The organism is Burkholderia sp. SRS-25 (genome assembly GCF_004343765.1).
GTDB lineage: Bacteria > Pseudomonadota > Gammaproteobacteria > Burkholderiales > Burkholderiaceae > Burkholderia > Burkholderia contaminans.
In genome coordinates this window covers 122985-143830 of record NZ_PTXM01000010.1, presented here as the reverse complement: position 1 = coordinate 143830, position 20846 = coordinate 122985, and the positions used below count along the sequence as shown (strand labels likewise).

Here is a 20846-nt window from a genome sequence, read left to right as displayed (position 1 = left end):
CGCCGCGAACCCGTGACGATCGGGAACCGATCGCGCGCGGGGCAACGAGATTCAATCAAACCACGCATCAATCTGCGCGAACGTCATCCATGGAAAGCGGACACGACCACCAAAAATTCTTCTATTTCCTGCTGGCCGCGGTCACCGTCGGACTCTGCTGGATCCTCGCGCCGTTTTCCGGAGCCGTGTTCTGGGGCACCATTCTCGCGATCCTGTTCCAGCCCGTGCAGCGCTGGCTCGCCGCCCGCTTCGGCAAGCGGCGCAACCTGGCCGCGCTCGTCACACTGTCGCTGATCGTCCTGATCGTGATCCTGCCGCTCGTGTTCGTCGCCGCGACGCTCGTGCAGGAAATCGCGTACGTGTACCAGGAGCTCAAGGACGCCCAGCCGAACTATTCGCAGTATTTCCACGACATCATTCACGCGCTGCCGACGTCGATCCAGAACCTGCTGCAGAAATACGGGCTGACCAACATCCCGGGCATCCAGAAGAAGCTGACCGACGGCGCCGCGCAAATCAGCCAGTTCGCGGCCACCCAAGCGCTCAGCATCGGCCAGAACACGTTCCAGTTCGTCGTGAGCTTCGGCGTGATGCTGTACATGGTGTTCTTCCTGCTGCGCGACGGCGGCGAGATCGGCCGCCGCGTGCGCCGCGCGCTGCCGCTCGACGAGGAGCACAAGAACCTGCTGCTCGCGAAGTTCACGACCGTCGTGCGCGCAACGGTGAAGGGCAACATCGCGGTCGCGCTCGTGCAGGGCGCGCTCGGCGGCCTGATCTTCTGGATCCTCGGTATCGAGGGCGTGGTGCTGTGGGGCGCGCTGATGGCGTTCCTGTCGCTGCTGCCCGCGATCGGCGCGAGCCTCGTATGGGTGCCGGCCGCGCTCTACTTCCTGATGATCGGCGCGGTCTGGAAGTGCGTGATCCTCGTCGCGTTCTGCGTGGGCGTGATCGGCCTCGTCGACAACCTGCTGCGCCCGATTCTCGTCGGCAAGGACACGAAGATGCCCGACTGGGTCGTGCTGATTTCGACGCTCGGCGGGATGGCGCTGTTCGGCATCAACGGCTTCGTGATCGGGCCGCTCGTCGCCGCGCTGTTCATGGCGAGCTGGGATATCTACGCGCGCGCCGAACAGGGCGAATGACGCATCGCGTGGCCGCATGCCACGCACCTGCCAGCACGCGCCGTCATGGATGGCGAATGCGGATCACGACGGGCGCCTCGGCGCCCGTTTCTTCATCCGCTGCGAGCCTCATCACGCCGCCATACGGGCCCACGCGATACGTGCGGCCCGATACCAGCGGCACGCTTCGATCGTCGTGCGCATCGCGCCACGTTGCACGCACGCGCGCCGCGACATCGGGCGAGAACGCCGCACCGTCGGGCCCGACCAGCGCCACATGGGCGCCCGGCAAACGCCGGCCATGTGCATCGAATCGCAGCGTTGCAGCCGACCCGCCGTTCGCCACCTCTCGTCCTTCGACCACCACGCCCGACGGTGCGTCGAGCGTCACATCGTAGAGATCGACGAGCGCGCCGGCGAACCGCACGATGCCGTCCGACGCGGCGTGCCCGGCCGCCACCGCATTCGACATCGCGAACGCCACGCCAAGCCCGATTGCGACCTGCCGCACGGCACCGGCACACCGCACCGTTCGATTGCGCATCGCCACCGATGCCGCCCGCTTCGCGTCGTTTCGCATGTTCCCTCTCCTCTTGCGCGTGACCAGAAAAAAAGGCGGCGTGACGCGTCGGTCACGCCGCCTGTCTGCTGGCAATCACTTTAGGGAGAGACGTCCGGACAATATATGGGACAAGTCCGAAACTAAGGCCCGACAAATCGAACCCGCTGCGTTCACGGCCCTCGCGACAGCGTACGAACGGCATCGCACGCTGCGCGGCAGGCCGGTCACGCGCCGGGATCGACGCGCAGCACGAGCTTGCCGCGATGGTCGCCGTCGAACAGGCGATTCAGCACGTCAGGTGCATTCTCGAGACCGTCTGCAACAGTCTCCTCGGCCTTGAGCCGGCCGTCGCGCAGCCAGCCCGCGAGCGTCTGCACGGCTTCACGGCTCTTGCGATAGTCGAGGATCAGGAAGCCGCGCATCGTCAGCCGCTTCGAGATCAGCACGCCGACGTCGTCCGCCGCGCGCCCGCTGTTGTAGTTCGAAATCACGCCGCACAGCGCGACACGCCCGCCGATCACCATCCGCGACAGCACCGCGCGCATCACCTCGCCGCCGACATTTTCGAAGTTCACGTGCACGCCGTCCGGCGTCGCCGCCTTCAGTTGCTGACGGAAATCGTCGGCCTTGTAGTCGACGGCCGCGTCGAAGCCGAGCGTCTCGGTCAGGTAGCGGCACTTGTCCGCGCCACCCGCGATGCCGACCACGCGTGCGCCGTGGATCTTGCCGATCTGCCCGGCGATCGAGCCGACCGAGCCGGCCGCCGCCGATACCACGAGCGTCTCGCCCGGCTGCACCGGCGCGATGTCGGTCAGCCCGTAGTACGCGGTCAGCCCGCTCATCCCGCACGCGCCGAGCAGCGTCGGCAGCGGCAGGCCCGACTGCGCGGGCAGCTTCACGAGCTGCGCGGCCTGCTCGGCCGGCACGACCGCGTAGTCCTGCCAGCCGACGAGCCCCTGCACGAGATCGCCTTCCGCGAAACCCGCGTTGCGCGACGCGACCACGCGGCCGATACCGAGCGCGCGCATCACCTCGCCGATCGCGACGGGCGGCAGGTACTGCGGCACGTCGCTCATCCACACGCGGTTGGTCGGGTCCATCGACAGGTACAGCACGCGCACGAGCACCTCGCCGTCGGCAAGCGCCGGCACCGGCGTCTCGACGAGCGAGAAGTGTTCGCGGCCGACCCGTCCTTCCGGGCGCGTCTTCAGCAACAGTTGGCGGTTCACGGGTGTGGACATGATGTTCTCCTCCGGTCGTTGTAGTTCGGGATGCGCGTCAGACCGCGCACATGCCGCCGTCGATCACGAGTTCGGCGGCCGTCACGAAGCGGCTCTCGTCTGACGCGAGATACACGGCCGCGTGCGCGACGTCGTCCGGCTCGCCGAGCCGGCGCAGCGGAATGCCGCGCGCGAGCTTGCGCGTCGCGTCGCGTTCGCCGAGCGACTGGAACAGCGGCTCGACGATCCCCGTGCGGATGAACGCCGGGTGAATCGAATTGCAGCGCACGTCGATCTCGCGGCGTGCGCAGTCGATCGCGACCGACTTCGTCAACGACGCGACCGCCGCCTTCGACGCGTTGTACGCGGTGAAATCCGGCTCGACCTTGAACGCGGCGACCGACGAGATGTTGATGATCGACGCGGGATGGCTTTCGGCCAGATACGACAGCGCGTGCTTGCAGCCGAGCACGATGCTCTCGACGTTGATCGCCATCACGCGCCGCCACTCGTCCAGTTCGATCTGCGCGGGCGAGCCGATCGAGCCGACGCCCGCGTTGTTGACGAGCACCGACAGCCCGCCCATCGCATCGACCGCCTGCGCGAGCAGCGCCTGCCAGCGTGCTTCGTCGCGCACGTCCTGCGTCGCGGCGAACGCGACCGGCGTCGCATGGCCCGCGTTGAGTTCCTGCGCGAATGCGTCGAGCACCGCGGCTTCCGCGATGTCGGTCACGAACACGCGCGCGCCCTGCTCGACCATCCGGCGCGCGATCGCGCGGCCGAGGCCGCCCGCGGCGCCCGTGATGTATGCGCACTTGCCGGCAAGGCGCGAAGAAACGACTGTCATGTGACCTGCTCCTATCGTGAATCGTCGTCGCGGAACGCTGCCGCGACGGGTGGGCCGTGCCTGTTCCGGCCGACGCGGGCCGGTTGACCGTGCCTCGACATCACGAGGCGCCGCACGGTTTCCGCGAGTATATCGACATGAACCTGACGCGTGCCGGACGCGCCGAGCCGCGTGCCCCGGTTGAACGACAGCCAGCGTACGCGAATGCCGCCAATCGATGAAATGAATAATCGTTATGCCCGGTCATAGGCCCTGTTCATGACCTTCGCGTGTCGATGCGCATGCACGGGCCGGCGGCACCTGCGGATCATGTCGACCGGCCGGTTCGTTGATTCAGGGAATGACGAGGCGCGGCGTTCCGCGTCGACGCGAAAGCGGCCGGGAAGACTGACGGTGTGGAATCGTGCAACCGCCGGGCGAATGCCGGCGGCAATAAGGCAGCGCCGGGGCGCCGCGACAGGCTTCCGTCAGAATCCGTCGCCCGACGGCGCGCGCACGAACGCGCAGAGTTGCGGCGAGTGGGTGTCGATCATCTGCTGGAACGGCGCACGGTGCCCGTACGCGATGCCCGACACGAGCAGCAGGCAGACGGCCGCGACGCGCGGCGAGAATGCCCGCTGCCGCGCGCTGTCGTAGCCGCGCAGGAACACCAGCGCGACCAGCGCGCCGAGCATCCAGCCGACGATCACTTCCGGAACGGTGTGCGAATGATCGAACACGCGCGCGACGGCCGTGACCGCGCCGACGGCCAGCCCGGCCGCGATGCCGGGCGCCTTGCCCGGCCGGAACGCCTGCCAGAGCATCGACAGCGCGACGGTCCACACGGACGTCGACAGCATCGTATGGCCGCTGATCACGCGGAAATCGAATTGCGGCAGCTCGATGCCGCAGCCGGCATAAAGGATCTTGGTGGCGCCGACGAGGCCCATGCCGGCGGCAAGCAGCACGCCCCAGCGGACGGCGAGGCGCCAGTCGGTCAGTGCGAACCACGCCGCGCAGGTCAGCGCGATCGGCAAGGTCAGCGCGGCATCGCCGATGTTGCTGATTTCACTCCACATAACGGACTTCGGACGACGATCGAAAGGCCGCAGTTTACCGCATGCGCGCCGCGCGCCTGTGTCAGCCTGTGACAGGCTGTATCAGCCCGCGACACCGGTAATCAGCAGCAGGTTCGTGCCGGTGATGACGACGAACAGCGCCCACGCGGCAATCTGCATCCCGCGCCCGATCGTGTGCTCGCCCATCGTGTTGCGATCGCTGACCGAGCGGATCAGCGGCCACATCGCGAACGGCAGCTGCAGGCTCAGCAGCACCTGGCTCCACACGAGCAGCTGCCCGACCGAGCCGTCGCCGAGCCACAGCACGCCGATCAGTGCCGGCACGAGCGCGAGCCCGCGCGTGATCAGCCGGCGCTGGTAGCACGGGATCTTCGTATGCAGGAAACCGTCCATGATGACCTGGCCGGCGATCGTGCCGGTCAGCGTCGAGCTCTGCCCCGACGCGAGCAGCGCGATGCCGAACAGCAGCGCGGCCGCGCCGCCCGCGATCGGCGTAATCAGTTTGTAGGCCTGCTCGATGTCGGTCACGTTGTGCTGGCCCGTTGCGTGGAACGCTGCGCCCGCGACGACCAGGATCGCCGCGTTGACGAGCATCGCAACGAACAGCGACACGCAGGTATCGATGCGCACCAGCGCGAGCGTGTCGCGGATCATCCCGCGCGCGCCGCCGACCACGTGCCGCGTCTGCACGACCGACGAATGCAGGTACAGGTTGTGCGGCATGATCGTCGCGCCGACGATGCCGAGCGCGAGCACGATCGCGTCCTTGCGGTCGTGACCCGGATCGCCCGGCACCAGCCCGCCGACCACCGCGTGCCAGTCGGGCGGCGTGATCGCGACCTGCGCGACGAAGCAGAACGCCATCGTCGCGATCAGCGCGAGCACGATCGCCTCGATCTGCCGGAACCCCTTGCCCTGCAGGCCGAGCACGATCACCGTGTCGAGCGCGGTCAGCACGACGCCCCACGCGAGCGGCACGCCGAGCAGCAGCTTGAACGCGAGCGCGCAGCCGAGCACTTCCGCGATGTCGCAAGCGATGATCGACACTTCGGCGGTCACCCACTGCACGAGGCGGCCGAACCGGCCGTAGCGGTCGTAGCTGGCCTGCGCGAGATCCTTGCCGGCAACGAGGCCGAGCCGCGCGGCGAGCATCTGCAGGAAGATCGCCGCGAGGCTCGAGAACGCGACGACCCACAGCAGCGAATAGCCGAACTGCGAGCCGGCCTGGATGTCGGTCGCCCAGTTGCCGGGATCCATGTAGCCGATCGCGACCAGCAGGCCGGGGCCGAAGAAGCGCTTGAGCTTCTGCCAGCGCGGCGCGCCGGCATCGATCGTGATGCTGCCCTTGACTTCCGACGGGCAGAAAGGGGCGGTGGCGGTAGTGGGAAGGAAGGACATGGAAAACAGGGCTCGAGATCGTGACAGGACGATTCTACGGGTATCCGCCCGATTTTCTCCCGCGTGGCGTCTCACGCGGCGCGATGCCCCTCGGTGCCGTCGCCGGCCCCCTCGCCCGCATCGGCCGGCCTCACGCCACGGGTGAGGATCCTTTCGCGCTCGGTGACGCGGAATTCGGTCGGCGACATCAGCATGCGCTGGCGAAACAGCTTCGCGAGCCGCTCGCCGCTGCCGAAGCCGGTGCGGCGCGCGACCTTATCCGCCGGCAGCGTCGTGTGGACCAGCATGTGGCATGCGCGCTCGAGCCGCACGTGCTGGACGAACTCGGTCGGCGTCACGCCGATTTCCTTCTTGAAGCGCCGCAGGAAGTTGCGCTCGCTCATCGCGGCGGCCTGGGCCGCGTTCGCGATCGAGATGCGGTTCACGCTCTGCGCGCGCAGCCGCTGCGCCGACATCCGGATCGACGGGCTCGCGCTCAGCTCGCGAAAGGCCCACATCGACTGCGTATAGCGCTGCTCGACCGGCCGCAGCAGGTTGCTGGCGATCTCCTGCGCGGCGATGTCGCCGAGCTCGACGCGGAACATGTCGAGCACGGCGGCGAATACGTCGGTTTCGCCGGCCTGCAGCTCGACCGTCGTGGCGCCCCGTCGCGCGCCGCGGCCGGGCTGCCCGTCGATCGCCGCCGACGGACGCGGCATGGCCGCGAGCGTGGGCAGGTCCATCCCGTCGACGATCCAGCGCGCATGACGGCGAATGTCCGAGAGGCGACGCCGCAGTGCGTCGTCCCAGTTGACGGCCGCGCGGTCGCCGTGAAGATGAAAGAACGCGAGCGCGCGGCGGCCGTGCTCGTCGCCGAGCGGCTCCGCCGCAATGCTCACGCCGGATGACGACTGCAACAGCCCCCCGCTTTCGGATACGTACTTCAGCTGGTAGTCAGCACTGTATGCGTGCAGGCGATTCGCCAGGTTGAAAGCCTCGCCAAGACGCGCGGCCTGGGCCAACGAAAATCCCGTACTCAAATAGATAACGACCCATCTCTGATCTGCTGCATTCACTGGCCAAGCCCCCGACTTGTTCGACTTCTTCTAATACCGTCGAACTGTCAGGCTTATATTTGGTTTGAATGCGTGCGACAGGACGGCTATCCCGAAATATGAAGCGACGGCATCTTAGCCGAACGGGTCGCGCCTTTGGCGCGAAATGGCCGACGTGGACAGCATGATGGCGGATTACTACAGGCTGTTACGGTTTGCTGACGGCCCTGTATGGAATTGCCCGGGCCGATATCGCCCATTATTGCGATTGTGTGTGTCGCAATCCGCGCATTTCATTGCGACTTATTGCGTCGGATATCCGGATAAATGCACAACCGAATATCGGCTCGAACGATATCGATTCGTATCCCATGCCATCGATTGCCACACAGGAAAACCCGCCGCATCCGTAGCCTGCGCATCCTTTAGAATCGGTCCACCCTTCACCACGCCACCCGCGCCCCGTGCCCGCCGATCACCGTCTCGACCTGAACCTGTTTCGCGTGCTCGACGCCGTCTACGTGCATGGCGGCATCGGCGCGGCCGCCCGCGCGCTGCACCTCACGCAGCCGGCCGTCACACATGCGCTCAACCGGCTGCGCGCGCATTTCGACGATCCGCTGTTCGTGCGGCAGGGCAATCGCGTCGTCGCAACCGAACGCACGCGGTCGATCATCGCGGACGTGCAGTTGCACCTGACGGGCCTGCAAGGCACCGCGCGCGCACCGTCGGCATTCGATCCCGCGACGCTCGACCTGAGCATCGCGGTCGGTATTCGCGACGTGCTCGAATCGATCGCGCTGCCGCGGATCGTCGCCGCGTTCGCCGATGAAGCGCCGGGCCTGCGGCTCGTGAGCCGCCGCATCGCGGTGGCCGACATCGAGCGCGAACTCGCATCGGGCAATCTCGATCTCGCCGTCGATCGCCGCGTGCCGACCGGCCCGCGCATCGCCACCGAACACCTGCTCGACGATTCGCTCGTCGTCGCGCTGCGCGGCGATCATCCGCTTGCGCGCGAACCGCTGCGGCGCGCCGACTATTTCGCGGCGCAGCATGTCTCGGTGTCGTCGCTCGGCGAGCCGCAATCGCTCGACGTGCTGCTCGGCAACGACGGCCGCTTCCGCGATATCCGGCTCACCTGCCAGCACTATTTCGCCGCGTGCCAGATCGCCGCGACCGGCAACCTGCTGGTCACGCTGCCGCACACCTATGCGTTGCGGATGGCCGCGCTGCTGCCGATCGTCGTGCGGCCGCTGCCGTTGCGGCTCAAGCCGTTCCCGCTCCTCGCGTACTGGCACGAATCGCGCGATGCCGATCGCGCGCACCAGTGGGTGCGCGAGCGCATCGCCACGCTCGTGCGCAGCAGCGCCGGCGCCGCCGACGCATAGCGCGCGGCGCACGCCTTCAAGATCGGGACGGTATGCTGACGGCTGCACGCCGCCACGCGGCGCCCGCTTCCCTGTTCCCTCTTCCCGCTGACCGGAGAATACCCATGTCGCTCATCCATGCCGCCGCCGTCTTCGACGCCGATGCGCCCGACTACGTCGTCCAGCTGCAGGCCGGCACGCACGCAATGACCGGCGACGAAGCGCCCCGCGAAGGCGGCCAGGATCGCGGGCCGGCGCCGTACGAGTTCGTGCTGGCCGGCCTCGCGCAATGCACGGCCGCGACGCTGCGCATGTATATGCAGCGCAAGACGTGGCCGGCCACGCGCATCGACGTGCGCACCGAGTTGCATGCCGATCGCGACGGCACGCAATACGTGCGCCGCGTCGTGACGCTCGACGGCCCGCTCGATGAAGCGCAACGCCAGCGCCTCGCCGAAATCTGCGAGAAAACACCGGTCACGCAGTTCATCAAGCGCGGCACGCGGATCGACACGACGCTGAACTGACACGCCACGCACGAACGCACGCGGCACACGGTCGCCGCGCAAAAAAGAAACGGGGGGCCGCGCACGATGCGCGGCCCCCCGTTTCGTCGAACCCGTCAGGCGCTTACAGGCCGAGCGCGGACAGGTCGAGCTTGCCGTCCTTCAGCGGCGGGCACCAGAAATACGCACCCGTCAGCGGCCGCGTGAAGCGGAACAGGCCGTCGACGATCCCGTCTTCCGCGCCGCTCATCCGGCGCATCTGCACGTCGAACGCGCGGAACGAGCAGCCGAACGCGACGAAGTAGAGGCCCGCGCGACGCGCGTCCGACCACGGCGACGAACGGCGCAGCATGAACGCCTCGGGCTCGAAGCTTTCCTGCGCGGTGCGCTTCACATGCGCGAACTCGGGTGCGTCGTCGAGTTCTTCGTTGTCCGAGCGGCGGCGCCCGACGATGTTGTCCATGTCGCCCGACGGGATGCGCTCCATCTGGTCGAAGTCGTGCAGCCATTGCTGGACCGCGACGAAGCTCGCCCCGTCGAGCCCCTCGTCCTGCCCCGTCACGATCGCCGCGGCCACCGCTTCGTCGCCTTCCGGGTTTTCCGTGCCGTCCTCGTAGCCGGACAGGTCGCGATCGTTCGAATAGCGGAAACCGTCGACCGCGTCCTGCAGCGCAAACGCCGGCGCCAGCGCGCGTTCGATCGCCCGTGCGCGCAGCACGATCTCGCCGCGATCGTCGCCGCGCAGCCAGACCCACACGTCGGCCGGCGTCGCCGGCAGCGTGCGGTCCTTCACCGCGAACGCCGGGAATTCGGTCAGGCCCGGCACCGGACGCCCGAGGTACGCCGCCAGCGCATGCCCGAACCCGACCACCGTGTCGCGTCCGTCGACGATCTCGCGCAGCGCGGCCAGCGCCGCCGCCACATTGCCGTCATTCGACATCGTGAAAGTGAGGTATCGGGCCGCCGAATCGATCGGGGCCAGGATGCCTTGCTGAACGTCGCTCATCGTTTCCTCAGGAATGTATCGTGGTGAATCTGCGAGGGCCGCGGCGGCGTGCGCCGCAGACGCCGAAGTGTAATCGACGCGCGTGCCGGCCCTTGCGCTGCCGCACTGGGGAAAGGCACCAAAAGAAGGGCCGAAACCCTGAATACTAACGTATCGACGCTGCAACGCCGCATTCGTCAGACGTTGCGGCGCGCCCTTCACTGCTGATAAAATCTTTTCGCGTCTTTTCGGCGTCTTTTCAACCGTTCACTTCAGGGGAGGTGCAGATGTTCCGAATGCCAGCAACCTTCCCGAACGTGGTCCCACGGCTCAGCTGATCCAGCCCGCCGTCCGCGCCGGCTCCCGAGTTTTCCGCTAACCCGTCAGCCGCGCCGTTTCCCGACAGCCCGTTTCGTTTTCCGCCCGCGATTTTCGCGCGGCCCGGCTGTTGCGTTTTCGATGTTCTCCGAACCGGAAAGTCCCGTCGCGCGATGCGCCGGGCAACGATAAATGACCAGAAAAACCTCCCATCTGGGCGGCCAGGCATTCCAGGCCGTCTTCGGCTTCACCTTCCGCTACTGGCGCAAGCAGCCGGCACGCACCGCCCTGGTCGCGAGCCTCGCACTGCTCGCCGCGCTCGCCGACGTGCTCACGCCGCTGTTCGCGGGCCGCCTCGTCGACGCGCTGTCGACCGGCCTGTCCGATCGCGCCGCCGCGTGGCATGCGGCGCTCGTCGCGTTCGGCACGCTCGCCGCGCTCGGCCTCGGCGCGACGGTGCTGCGGCAAGGCGTCTACCTGAACATCATCACGCTCACGTTGAAGATGATGAGCGAGATCGCGGCTGCGTCGTTCCATCGCGTGCAGCGCTTCTCGACCGACTGGCACGCGAACAGCTTCGCGGGCTCGACCGTGCGCAAGATCACGCGCGGAATCTGGGCGCTCGACCTGCTGAACGACACCGTGCTGATCGCGCTGCTGCCGTCGGTCACGATGCTCGTCGGCGCCACCGTGCTGCTCGGCACGCACTGGCCCGTGATGGGGCTCGTCGTCGGCGCGGGTTCGCTGCTGTACATCACGGTAACGGTGGCCGTGTCGCTCGGCATCGTCGCGCCGGCCGCGCGGCTCGGCAACCTGTGGGACACGCGCATGGGCGGCGCGCTCGCCGATGCCGTGAGCTGCAACGCGGTCGTCAAGGCGTTCGGCGCGGAAACGCGCGAGGAAGCGCGGCTCGCGCGCGTGATCGGCAAGTGGCGGCAACGCACGCGCCGCACGTGGGTGCGCGGCACGCTCAACGGCGGGTTGCAGGGCGCGATGCTCGTGGCGATGCAGGCCGCGATGATCGGTGTCGCGCTGCGGCTGTGGGTGAACGACGAGGCGAGCGTCGGCGACATCGCGTTCGCGCTGACGATGTTCTTCATGCTGCAGGGCTACCTGCGCGACGTCGGCATGCACATCCGCAACCTGCAGCGCTCCGTGAACGACATGGAAGAACTCGTCGCGCTCGAACGCCAGCCGCTCGGCATCGACGATCGTCCCGGCGCGCCGGCGATCCGGATCGAACAAGGCGAGATCCGCTTCGAGCACGTGACGTTCCGCTACGACAACCATCCGGTGCCGCTGTACGACGATTTCTCGATGCGGATCGCGCCGGGCGAGCGCGTGGGCCTCGTCGGCCACTCGGGGTCGGGCAAGACGTCGTTCATCAAGCTGATCCAGCGCCTGTACGACGTGTCGGGCGGCCGCATCACGATCGACGGCCAGGACATCGCGCAGGTACGGCAGGATTCGCTGCGCAGCCAGATCGCGATCGTCCAGCAGGAGCCCGTGCTGTTTCACCGCACGCTCGCGGAGAACATCGCGTATGCGCGCCCCGACGCGAGCCGGGCCGACATCGAGCGCGCCGCGCGGCTCGCCAGCGCGCACGACTTCATCGCCACGCTGCCGGACGGCTATGACACGCTCGTCGGCGAGCGCGGGATCAAGCTGTCGGGCGGTGAACGCCAGCGGGTCGCGATTGCACGCGCGTTCCTCGCCGATGCGCCGATCCTGATCCTCGACGAAGCCACGTCGAGCCTCGACAGCGAAAGCGAGCTGCTGATCCAGCAGGCGATGGAGCGGCTGATGGTCGGCCGCACGACGCTCGTGGTCGCGCACCGGCTGTCGACCGTGCGCGCGCTCGACCGGCTGCTGGTGCTCGATCGCGGCAAGGTGATCGAGGAAGGCAGCCACGACGCGCTGATCCGGATCGACGGCGGCACCTATCGCCGGCTGTTCGAGCGGCAGGCGCTGGAGCTTGCGAAGGGGCTCGCCGATTCGCCGCGGCGCACGGCGGACGACGATGCCGGGCCGCTCGGCGAGCCGGCCGAGGCGTGACGCAAGCGTAGCGCGGCACGCGCCGACGGTGCGGTCATCACCGCCGGCGCGCGTCGACAAACGGATCCGGATCGAGGCCGTGCCAGGTGCACGGTCTTTTTTTGGCCTGCGCCTCGCGCCTCGCGCCTGCCGCCCCGATGCCGCGCGCCACGACGTGCCCTTTTCCGGTATCCCTTATCATGTCGACCAGGAAATTTGCGACTAGGGATCGACCATGTTTACAGGAATTGTCCAGGGCGTTGCCACCATCAAGCGCATCGCCGATCACGGGGAACTGAGAACCTTCAGCATCGAATTCCCGGAGCACTTTACCGACGATATCGAGATCGGCGCGAGCGTGTCGGTCGACGGCGTCTGCCTGACGGTAACGACCATCCATTCGCCGGAGCTGATCGACTTCGACGTGATGCTGCCGAGCCTGCGGATCACCACGCTGGCCGATCTCACGACGGGCGCGCACATCAACGTGGAGCGGGCCGCCAAGGACGGCGCGGAGATCGGCGGGCATCCGCTGTCGGGCCACGTGGATTTCACCGGGACCATCCGGCACATCGCGATGTCCGAACACAACCGGATGGTGCGCATCGGCGTGCCGGAGGCGTTCAAGCGGTATGTGTTCGCGAAGGGCTATATCGCGATCAACGGCTGCAGCCTGACGGTGTCCGACGTCAACCGCGACGAAGGCTGGTTCGATGTCTGGCTGATTCCCGAAACGCGCCGCGCGACGACCTTCGACGCGAAGGGCGTCAACGACACCGTCAACATCGAGATCGAGCGCAGCACGCAGGTGGTCGTCGATACGATCCGGGAAGCGGTCAAGGAGACGCTCGGCGAACTGAACGGCGTCGTCACCGCGTTGCTGGCGGAAAAAGGCATCGATATCGAGGAACTGCTGGCGCGGCATGTCGCGCGGCTGCCGAAGCAGTAACGGCTGCCGGGAAGCTAGGTGATCCGCTGGATCACCGAGTACCGGCCGCCGTCGGAAAACACCTCGACCCACGGCTCCGATTCCTCGAACGTCCAGAGGACGAGATCGAGGCCGATCAGTTCGTCGTCGTCGGGCCAGGGCATGTTCCATCCGCCCGCGACGGCCACCACCCCGCCCGTGTACAGCGGGCATTGCGCCATCCACTCACGCTCGTAGTCGTGCGCCGCGATGCCCTTGAAGTTGCTGTTGAATCCCCAGTCGCGTTGCCAGCCGTGCGCGTCGAGATAGGCGTCGATCGCGGCGGAGCCGAAGCGGAACACCGCTTCGATCGGCGGGAGCGACGTTGCATCGGTTCGGTACAGCGGGCGTTCGGACCGAACCGGTTGCGTAGCGGTTTCCACGCGGCCTGATGCTCCGTCCGCGTCGAGATACACGTTCAGCCACGTGCCTTCACGCTCGACGGAAAGGCACAACGCGCCCGCCTCGACGCCATGCCAATAGCCGGTGACGGGCTCGCCATCTTCCGCAAAGCGGTATTGATGGGATGGCCTGGCGAGGCGCCGCGCTTCGATCAGAAAGTCTTCCAGCGTCATTGGGTGCTCCCTGACGGGTTTCCGGCATTCCGTGAATGGCATCGGCGCACGGTTGACGGAGATGAGCAGCGGTCATGCTGTCTCACGCTCACTCCGCCTCCACCTGCGCCCCCTTCCCCACCGCCACCCGCTGCGCGCGATAGATCCCCGCGTGCCCCGAGAACAGATACGCGACCACGCACGCGACGATCGCATACACGCCGATATCCGCGCCGAACAGTTCGATCGCCATGATCGTCGATGCGATCGGCGTATTGGCCGCGCCTGCGAACACCGCGACGAAGCCGAGCCCCGCGAGCACGGGCACCGGCAACGCCAGCACCTGGCCGAGCGCGTTGCCGAGCGTCGCGCCGATGTAGAACAGCGGCGTCACTTCGCCGCCCTTGAACCCCGACGCGAGCGTGACGACGGTGAACGCGAACTTGCCCGCGAAATCGTAGAGCGGCAACGGGCCATGAAACGCGGCCTCGATCGTCGGGATGCCGAGGCCGAGATACTGCGGCACGTTCAGCGCGGTGGCGGCCGCGGCGACCAGCAGGCCGCCGAGCACCGGCTGCAGCGGCGCATAGCGGACGACTTTGCGGAACCACGCGGTCAGCGCATGCGTCGCGAACGCAAACAGCCGCCCGACCACGCCGAACGCGATGCCCGCGACGACCGTCACGGCCAGCCCCGTCGCCGACACGGCCGGCACGAACGGAATCGCATAGGCCGTGTGATGCACGCCCCACGCGCGGCAGACGACGTCCGCGACGATGGCCGATGCAACGCAGGTCAGCAGCGCGTCGTACCGCACGCGCCCGATCGCGAGCACCTCGAGCCCGAACACGGCGCCCGCGAGCGGCGTGCCGAACACCGATGCGAAACCGGCCGCGATGCCGCCCATCAGCAGCACGCGGCGATGCTCCCGATCGAGACGGAACACGTGCGTGACGCGATCGGCGAGCGCGCCGCCCATCTGCACGGCGGTACCCTCGCGCCCGGCCGAACCGCCAAACAGGTGCGTGACGACGGTCGCGACGAGCACGAGCGGCGCCATCCGCTTCGGCACGAGCGCCTTCGGGTCGTGAATCTCGTCGATCAGCAGGTTGTTGCCGCGCGCGACGGACTGGCCGAAGCGATGGTAGATCCAGCCGGTCGCGAAACCGGCGGCCGGCAGCCCCCACAGCAGCCACGGATGCGCGACGCGTGTGCCGGTCGCCCAGTCGAGCGCGATCAGGAACAGGGCGGAAGCCGTGCCGGCCAGCGTGCCAAGCAGGGCCGAGAGCGCGAGCCAGCGGCACACATAGCGCACGGTCGCGAGAAGATCGGCAGAAGTCGTGAAAAACATGATTTCCAGATTCGACGGAACATCAAAACCTGGGCGGCAGAAACCCGCATGGACGGCCTGCGACCTCCTGACGACCCAGGAACACGCAGGCATCATCAGCCGGGCTGACCGGCGGTTGAGGGCCGCACCGTGCGCAACGCGCCGACTACGACCGCAGGGAGGCATGCCATCTCCGCAGGCCGCCATTGTACGCGACGCCCCGCGCCGCCCGCAATGCGGCCACGGCACGGCAACGGCGTCACGCGCGCCGCAGGGCGCCGTCAGTCGCGCAGCGGACGCGTGATGCGCGAGATCAGCTGCGGCGCGATCCGCTCGAGCGGCAGGATCGCCGACGCCGCGCCGATCGCCGCGGCCGCCTTCGGCATCCCGTAGACGGCGCTGGTCGCCTCGTCCTGCGCGATCGTGTAGCAGCCCTTCGCGCGCATCGCCTTCAGGCCGAGCGCGCCGTCGCGCCCCATGCCCGTCAGCAGCACGCCGAACGCCTCGCCCTGCCAGCCGTCGGCGACGCTGTTGAAGAACACGTCGATCGACGGCCGGTACGGCGTCTCGACCGGATGCCGCGTATAGCCGAGCACGCCGCGCGGCGACAGGGTCAGGTGATCGTTGGTCGCCGCGAGCAGCACTTCGCCGGCCTGCGGCACGCTGCCCTGCCGCGCGACGCGCACCGGCAGCCGCGTATAGCCGTCGAGCCACTCGGCCATTCCCAGCGCGAACGCCTGGTCGACGTGCTGGACGATCACGATCGCCGCCGGAAAATCACCCGGCAGCGCCCGCAACAGCGCAGTCAGCGCAGTCGGCCCGCCTGCGGACGCGCCGATCGCGACGAGCGTCGGCTGGCCGCGCTCGGGCGCCGGCCCCGGCGGCACAAGGGCCGTGGCGCGGCTTTCGAGCAGCCGGCCGATCTGGTCGATCTTCGCGAGCAGCGCCTGCGGCGACGCATCCGTCGACAGCCCGAGCGCGAGCGTCGGCGTATCGACCGCATCGAGCGCACCGGCGCCCATCGCCTCGTACACCGACGATGTATTCGCGCTGACGCTCGCCGTCACGATCAGGATCGCGCACGGCGCGCGCGCCATGATCTGGCGCGTCGCGGCCACGCCGTCGACCTTCGGCATCACGAGATCCATCAGCACGACATCGGGCGGATGCGCGACGCAGAAATCCACCGCCTCGTCGCCGTCGGTCGCGACCCACAGCACGCGGTGATCCGTGCGCAGCGCGATCACGCGGCGCAGTGCCTCCACGGCCAGCGGCAAGTCGTTGACGATGCCGATGTTCATCAGGATTTGCTCCGAGGAACCCCGCCATTTCCCCCAAGGGGACTTCCTTCGGGGCGGATGGCGGGAAGGAAAGGAATGCTGTTGACAGGCAGCTTCTTCGACGGGTTAGGATCACCGGCATGATCCTTGTCTACCGCTACCGCGTGAAGTCGCTCAACGGACTGCTCAACAAGCAGAGCCGTGCGGTGAACTACGTCTGGAACTTCTGCAATGACACGCAGAAGCACGCGCTCAAGTGGAGCAAGAAGTGGCCGACCGGGTTTGATCTGAACGTGCTGACGACGGGGAGCAGCAAGGAACTCGGCATCCACTCCGGCACGATCAACGCGACGTGCGAGCAATATGCGAAGTCGCGCAGCCAACACCGACGCCCTTACCTGCGCTATCGCGGCAGAAAATCGCTGGGCTGGGTGCCGCTGAAGGGCCGTGACCTGAAGCGCGAAGGCGAAGCGTTTCGCTTTGCCGGCAACACCTTCCGCGTGTTCAACAGCCGGGCGCTTCCCGAAGGCAAGATCAAGGACGGGAGCAACTTTGCACAGGATGCACGCGGCAACTGGTTCCTCAACATCGTGATCGAGGTGCCCGATGTTCAGGCTCGAGCGATCCGTTCTGGTGTTGGCATCGATCTCGGCCTGAAAGACTTCGCCACACTTTCGACGGGCGAGAGACTGCCTAACGATCGGTTCGGTCGATGCGCGGCCGAGAAGCTGGCGAAAGCGCAACGGGCACGAAAGCACAAGCGGCATATCGCGAAGCTGCACGCCAAGGTGGCGAATGCCCGTGCCGATTTCCAGCATAAACTCGCGCTCGATCTGGTGCGGCGCTTCGATTACATCGCGGTCGGCAACGTGTCGCCTGTCAAACTCGCCAGAATCAGGATGGCGAAGAGCGTCTACGACGCGTCCTGGTCGTCCTTCCGAAACAAGCTCCGCTACAAAGCGATCGTGCACGGGGCCACGTTCGAGGAAGTCGACGAAAGCGGTTCGACCCAGTCCTGTTCGGCGTGCGGATCGAAAGACAACACGGCGCGGCCGAAAGGTATCGCAGGACTGAGAATAAGAGAATGGGCCTGCAGTGACTGTGGTGTCGAGCATGATCGTGATATCAACGCTGCGCTGAACATTCTCCGATGCGGACGTGCATCGCCAGGTGTGGGAATCCTCCGCCTTTAGGCGGTGGAGGACGTCAACCGCGCGCGTCTCCGATCAGGTCGTGCACGGCGTCGAGCAACGCCTCGTCGTGGAAGCTGCTCTTCGCGAGGTAGTAGTCGGCGCCCGCATCAAGCCCGCGACGGCGATCCTCGTCGCGATCCTTGTACGACACGATCATCACCGGCAGGCGCTTGAGCATCGGATCGCCCTTGATCAGCGTGACGAGCTCGATGCCGTCCATCCGCGGCATGTCGACGTCCGTGACGACGAGATCGAACGCATCACTGCGCACCGCGTTCCAGCCTTCCATCCCGTCGACCGCGACCGTCACGTCGTAGCCGCGCTTTTCCAGCAGCTTGCGTTCGAGCTCGCGCACCGTCAGCGAATCGTCGACGACGAGCACGCGGCGGCGCCGGTCGGCGAGCGCGAGCTGCGGATCACGCGTGAGCCGCGCGAGCTGCCCGCCGCGCACGAGCTTGTCGACCGAGCGGATCAGGTCCTCGACGTCGACGATCAGCACCGGGTCGCCGTTCTCGAGCAGCGCGCCGGCCGCGATGTTCTGGATCTTGTGCAGGCGGCTGTCGAGCGGCTGCACGACGAGCATCCGCTCGCCGAGGAAGCGGTCGACCGCGACGCCGTACAACTCCGGCTCCGCACCGACGACCACGACCGCCGTGCTCGTGCGCCCGACGTCGGGCTCGCCCGCATCGAGCAACTGGTGCGCGGCGACGAGGCCCGCGCGCCGGCCGTCGAACGGGAAATGCGGCTGCCCTTCGAGCACGTCGATATCGTCGTGCGCGAGCTCCAGCGTGCGGCGCACGTGCGCGAGCGGAAACGCATACGGCTCGCCGCCCACTTCGACGAGCAGGCTGCGGATCACCGACAGCGTGAGCGGCAACTGCAGCACGAAGCGCATGCCCGCGCCCGGTTCGTTGAAGATCCGCACCGCGCCGCGCACGCCGCGCACCATCTCCTGCACCGCGTCGAGCCCGACGCCGCGGCCCGACACGTCGGTCACCGCATCGCGCATCGAGAAGCCCGGCAGCAGCAGGAATTCGAGCAGTTCCGGATCGGACAGCCGCGCGGCCGTCTCGTCGTCGGTCAGGCGCTGGCGCACGACGGCCGCGCGCAGCGCGTCCATGTCGACACCCGGCCCGTCGTCGATCACGCTGACCAGCAGCGAGCCGGCGCTGTGGCGCGCCTCCAGCGTCACGCTCGCCTCGGCCGGCTTGCCGCGCGCTCGCCGCGCCTCCGGCGAATCGACGCCGTGGTCGATCGCATTGCGCAGCAGGTGGCCGAGCGGCGCGTCGAGCAGGTCGAGGATGTCGCGGTCGACCTGCGTGCCCTCGCCGACGATCGAGAAACGCACCTGCTTGCCGAGCGAGCGCGCGAGATCGCGGACGATGCGCGGGTATGCGCGCGTCGCGTCGCCGAACGGCCGCATCCGGCACTGCAGCGCCTCGTCGTACAGCTGCTCGGCGATATGCGTGCTGCGCCGCTCGAAGCGGTCGAATTCGTCCATGCGCTCGGCGAGCGAACGCTGCAGGTCGTTGAGCATGTGCCGCACTTCGTTCATCGATGCGAGCATGCCCGGGTCGAGATCGTCGGCAAATTGTTCGTACATCAAATCGAGTGACCGGGCCGCGTCGCGCTGGGCGCGCTTCACGCGCAGCATCGATTCGGCGAACGGCTTGAGCCAGCGCGATTCGACCAGCGATTCGCCGGACAGGCTCAGCAGCCGGTTCAGCGTGTCCGCACGCACGCGGCGCATCGCGCCGGCGCCGGCCACGCGGCCGGCCTGGGCCGGATCGGGCACCCCGCCCGATACCGCAAGCGGCAGCACCGCGGCGCTCGCCCCGACGGGTTCGTTCGCGGCGCCGTCGTGCTCCCGATACGGGACGATCGACGGCGGCACCGGCGGCGGGACCGCGGCCGCCGCCTGCATCGTCTGCGCGCCGTCTGCGCCGGTCAGCGCCGCCGCGAACACGTCGATCTCCGTCTGCGTGACGGGCTGCCCTTGCGGATCGCCGACGCGCACCAGCAGATCGACGCCCGCCAGCAGCACGTCGACGTGCGTGGCCGTCAGCGCGATCGTGCCGGCCTGCGCGGCGACGAAGCACTCTTCCATCCGCCCTGCGATGTCGACGCCGAGCGGCACGCCGACGATGCGCGCGGCGCCTTTCAGCGAGTGCGCGGCGCGCATGCACGCCTCGAGCGCGACGGAATCGGGTTCACCCGATTCGAGCGCGAGCAGCCGCTCGGACAGCGCCTGGGTCTGCGTGCGCGTCTCCTCGCGATACAGCTCGAGCAGCGACAGGTGGCTCAGGTCGTCATCGCCGCTCATCGCATGCTCCGTGTGACTGCGTCGAACAGGCGGTCGTCGTCGAGCAGGCCCACCGACTTGCCGCGCCACGACAGCACGCCGCGCGACAGGCCGGCGCTCGCGCGCCCGACCGTCGCCGGCACGGGCACCCAGTCGGAGGCGCCGAAGCGCAGCACACCCTCGACTTCGTCGACCGGAAACACGACGGGCTCGCCCTGGTGCGCCGCCACCAGCAGCCGCGTGAAGCGGTCGTCGTCACCGTCGTTGCGGCCCTGGCCGGCATCGAGGCCGAGCAGCGCGCCGATCGAGATCGCGATGCGCAGCGTGCCACGGATGTTGACCACGCCGCGCACGGCCGAATTGCGCCGATGCGGCAGCGAATGGATCGGGCGCGTGCCGGCGATCTCGCGCAGCACGCCGATCGGCAGCGCGAGCCATTCGTCGGCTACACGGAACGCCAGCGCCGCATGGTGCGCATCGGCGTCGGCGTCGTGCACGTGCGGCGCGCCGGGCGCGCTCATCCGGCGCGTGGTGTCGGCCATCTCGGCGCCGTCGAGCGGACGCTCGAGCAGCTTCGCCGCGTGATACGCGTACACCGGACAGTTCAGGCAGCGCAGGCAGTCGTTCAGCCGCTCGCACGTGCGGTCGCCGCGCGTGCCGATCCGGTTCCAGCAATCGTCGACGTCGATCGTCGTCTCGTCAAAGGCAGCGGCGGCGCGGTTCATGGAATCCTCTGGTCATCACGGTGTCGGTCCCCAACCCATGGTCTC

General features: G+C 67.8%; 17 protein-coding genes, 1 pseudogene and 1 riboswitch. Of the genes and pseudogenes, 6 read left to right on the top strand and 12 right to left on the bottom strand.

Going from position 1 to position 20846, the window contains the following annotated elements; genetic code table 11:
* Window positions 1-89: 89 nt before the first annotated feature.
* The gene (locus C5O79_RS15665) at window positions 90-1142 is read left to right on the top strand and encodes an AI-2E family transporter (protein ID WP_039345329.1); all 1053 of its coding nucleotides are present in this window, start codon (window positions 90-92) and stop codon (window positions 1140-1142) included.
* Window positions 1143-1185: 43 nt separating this feature from the next.
* On the opposite strand, the gene C5O79_RS15660 is transcribed toward C5O79_RS15665, so the two are convergent.
* The 6 genes and pseudogenes from C5O79_RS15660 to C5O79_RS15635 all read right to left on the bottom strand — a co-directional run.
* Window positions 1186-1701, bottom strand: coding sequence for a thioesterase (locus C5O79_RS15660; protein WP_122475205.1), 516 nt, complete (start codon window positions 1699-1701; stop codon window positions 1186-1188).
* A gap of 206 nt (window positions 1702-1907) precedes the next feature.
* Window positions 1908-2924 carry an NADP-dependent oxidoreductase gene (locus C5O79_RS15655; protein WP_046549466.1) on the bottom strand — a complete coding sequence of 339 codons (1017 nt, stop codon included), beginning with the start codon at window positions 2922-2924 and terminating at the stop codon, window positions 1908-1910.
* A gap of 37 nt (window positions 2925-2961) precedes the next feature.
* Window positions 2962-3750: an SDR family oxidoreductase gene (locus tag C5O79_RS15650; RefSeq protein WP_046549465.1), complete on the bottom strand. Its 789-nt coding sequence runs from the start codon at window positions 3748-3750 to the stop codon at window positions 2962-2964.
* Window positions 3751-4217: 467 nt separating this feature from the next.
* A complete protein-coding gene (locus C5O79_RS15645; protein ID WP_047850332.1) occupies window positions 4218-4808 on the bottom strand; it encodes a phosphatase PAP2 family protein in 591 nt (196 codons plus the stop codon).
* Between the two features lie 81 nt (window positions 4809-4889).
* Window positions 4890-6206 (bottom strand): Nramp family divalent metal transporter, encoded by a 1317-nt coding sequence (locus C5O79_RS15640; protein WP_047850333.1) that lies wholly within the window; start codon window positions 6204-6206, stop codon window positions 4890-4892.
* Window positions 6158-7207, bottom strand: a pseudogene (locus C5O79_RS15635) (helix-turn-helix domain-containing protein); the annotation flags it as partial. The gene C5O79_RS15640 and the pseudogene C5O79_RS15635, both read right to left, overlap by 49 nt.
* A gap of 497 nt (window positions 7208-7704) precedes the next feature.
* On the opposite strand from C5O79_RS15635, the gene C5O79_RS15630 reads away from it, so the two are divergent.
* Together C5O79_RS15630 and C5O79_RS15625 are read left to right on the top strand one after the other, a co-directional pair.
* Window positions 7705-8628: a LysR family transcriptional regulator gene (locus tag C5O79_RS15630; RefSeq protein ID WP_122475199.1), complete on the top strand. Its 924-nt coding sequence runs from the start codon at window positions 7705-7707 to the stop codon at window positions 8626-8628.
* Between the two features lie 104 nt (window positions 8629-8732).
* Window positions 8733-9134, top strand: a complete 402-nt coding sequence (locus C5O79_RS15625) for an OsmC family protein (protein ID WP_122475197.1) — start codon at window positions 8733-8735, stop codon at window positions 9132-9134.
* A gap of 103 nt (window positions 9135-9237) precedes the next feature.
* Here C5O79_RS15625 and C5O79_RS15620 read toward each other — a convergent pair whose 3' ends face one another.
* Window positions 9238-10119 carry a Dyp-type peroxidase gene (locus C5O79_RS15620; protein WP_131931463.1) on the bottom strand — a complete coding sequence of 294 codons (882 nt, stop codon included), beginning with the start codon at window positions 10117-10119 and terminating at the stop codon, window positions 9238-9240.
* A 489-nt stretch (window positions 10120-10608) separates the two neighbouring features.
* Here C5O79_RS15620 and C5O79_RS15610 point away from each other — a divergent pair, with 489 nt between their 5' ends.
* The gene (locus tag C5O79_RS15610) at window positions 10609-12471 is read left to right on the top strand and encodes an ABC transporter ATP-binding protein (protein ID WP_122475192.1); all 1863 of its coding nucleotides are present in this window, start codon (window positions 10609-10611) and stop codon (window positions 12469-12471) included.
* A gap of 214 nt (window positions 12472-12685) precedes the next feature.
* On the top strand, window positions 12686-13399 hold the full coding sequence (locus tag C5O79_RS15605) for a riboflavin synthase (protein WP_046549458.1): 714 nt from the start codon (window positions 12686-12688) through the stop codon (window positions 13397-13399).
* Between the two features lie 14 nt (window positions 13400-13413).
* On the opposite strand, the gene C5O79_RS15600 is transcribed toward C5O79_RS15605, so the two are convergent.
* From C5O79_RS15600 to C5O79_RS15590, 3 genes are all read right to left on the bottom strand, one after another.
* The gene (locus C5O79_RS15600; protein ID WP_122475189.1) at window positions 13414-13992 is read right to left on the bottom strand and encodes a hypothetical protein; all 579 of its coding nucleotides are present in this window, start codon (window positions 13990-13992) and stop codon (window positions 13414-13416) included.
* 88 nt (window positions 13993-14080) lie between these two features.
* Window positions 14081-15322 (bottom strand): voltage-gated chloride channel family protein, encoded by a 1242-nt coding sequence (locus C5O79_RS15595; protein ID WP_047851655.1) that lies wholly within the window; start codon window positions 15320-15322, stop codon window positions 14081-14083.
* Window positions 15323-15401: 79 nt separating this feature from the next.
* A riboswitch (Fluoride riboswitch) is annotated at window positions 15402-15505 on the bottom strand.
* A gap of 77 nt (window positions 15506-15582) precedes the next feature.
* Complete coding sequence (locus tag C5O79_RS15590; protein ID WP_122475187.1) at window positions 15583-16602, bottom strand: chemotaxis response regulator protein-glutamate methylesterase; 1020 nt, start codon at window positions 16600-16602, stop codon at window positions 15583-15585.
* Between the two features lie 119 nt (window positions 16603-16721).
* Between C5O79_RS15590 and C5O79_RS15585 the strand changes: the two genes are divergently transcribed.
* Entirely contained in the window at window positions 16722-17774 is a 1053-nt protein-coding gene (locus C5O79_RS15585) for an RNA-guided endonuclease TnpB family protein (RefSeq protein ID WP_131931461.1), read from the top strand.
* 13 nt (window positions 17775-17787) lie between these two features.
* Here the strand turns inward: C5O79_RS15585 and C5O79_RS15580 are convergent, their stop codons facing one another.
* Together C5O79_RS15580 and C5O79_RS15575 are read right to left on the bottom strand one after the other, a co-directional pair.
* Window positions 17788-20097, bottom strand: a complete 2310-nt coding sequence (locus C5O79_RS15580; RefSeq protein ID WP_122475181.1) for a hybrid sensor histidine kinase/response regulator — start codon at window positions 20095-20097, stop codon at window positions 17788-17790.
* On the bottom strand, window positions 20094-20801 hold the full coding sequence (locus C5O79_RS15575) for a chemotaxis protein CheW (RefSeq protein ID WP_122475179.1): 708 nt from the start codon (window positions 20799-20801) through the stop codon (window positions 20094-20096). The genes C5O79_RS15580 and C5O79_RS15575 overlap by 4 nt, the downstream gene beginning before the upstream one ends.
* Window positions 20802-20846: the final 45 nt, after the last annotated feature.

What these genes read in the sequence shown, in the direction of transcription:
- C5O79_RS15625 (WP_122475197.1), top strand. Translation starts at nt 8,733, where the DNA reads ATGTCGCTCATCCATGCCGCCGCCGTCTTCGACGCCGATGCGCCCGAC.
- C5O79_RS15665 (WP_039345329.1), top strand. Translation starts at nt 90, where the DNA reads ATGGAAAGCGGACACGACCACCAAAAATTCTTCTATTTCCTGCTGGCC.
- C5O79_RS15660 (WP_122475205.1), bottom strand. Translation starts at nt 1,701, where the DNA reads ATGCGAAACGACGCGAAGCGGGCGGCATCGGTGGCGATGCGCAATCGA.
- C5O79_RS15575 (WP_122475179.1), bottom strand. Translation starts at nt 20,801, where the DNA reads ATGAACCGCGCCGCCGCTGCCTTTGACGAGACGACGATCGACGTCGAC.
- C5O79_RS15590 (WP_122475187.1), bottom strand. Translation starts at nt 16,602, where the DNA reads ATGAACATCGGCATCGTCAACGACTTGCCGCTGGCCGTGGAGGCACTG.
- C5O79_RS15605 (WP_046549458.1), top strand. Translation starts at nt 12,686, where the DNA reads ATGTTTACAGGAATTGTCCAGGGCGTTGCCACCATCAAGCGCATCGCC.
- C5O79_RS15580 (WP_122475181.1), bottom strand. Translation starts at nt 20,097, where the DNA reads ATGAGCGGCGATGACGACCTGAGCCACCTGTCGCTGCTCGAGCTGTAT.
- C5O79_RS15585 (WP_131931461.1), top strand. Translation starts at nt 16,722, where the DNA reads ATGATCCTTGTCTACCGCTACCGCGTGAAGTCGCTCAACGGACTGCTC.
- C5O79_RS15640 (WP_047850333.1), bottom strand. Translation starts at nt 6,206, where the DNA reads ATGTCCTTCCTTCCCACTACCGCCACCGCCCCTTTCTGCCCGTCGGAA.
- C5O79_RS15620 (WP_131931463.1), bottom strand. Translation starts at nt 10,119, where the DNA reads ATGAGCGACGTTCAGCAAGGCATCCTGGCCCCGATCGATTCGGCGGCC.
- C5O79_RS15610 (WP_122475192.1), top strand. Translation starts at nt 10,609, where the DNA reads ATGACCAGAAAAACCTCCCATCTGGGCGGCCAGGCATTCCAGGCCGTC.
- C5O79_RS15650 (WP_046549465.1), bottom strand. Translation starts at nt 3,750, where the DNA reads ATGACAGTCGTTTCTTCGCGCCTTGCCGGCAAGTGCGCATACATCACG.
- C5O79_RS15655 (WP_046549466.1), bottom strand. Translation starts at nt 2,924, where the DNA reads ATGTCCACACCCGTGAACCGCCAACTGTTGCTGAAGACGCGCCCGGAA.
- C5O79_RS15600 (WP_122475189.1), bottom strand. Translation starts at nt 13,992, where the DNA reads ATGACGCTGGAAGACTTTCTGATCGAAGCGCGGCGCCTCGCCAGGCCA.
- C5O79_RS15595 (WP_047851655.1), bottom strand. Translation starts at nt 15,322, where the DNA reads ATGTTTTTCACGACTTCTGCCGATCTTCTCGCGACCGTGCGCTATGTG.
- C5O79_RS15645 (WP_047850332.1), bottom strand. Translation starts at nt 4,808, where the DNA reads ATGTGGAGTGAAATCAGCAACATCGGCGATGCCGCGCTGACCTTGCCG.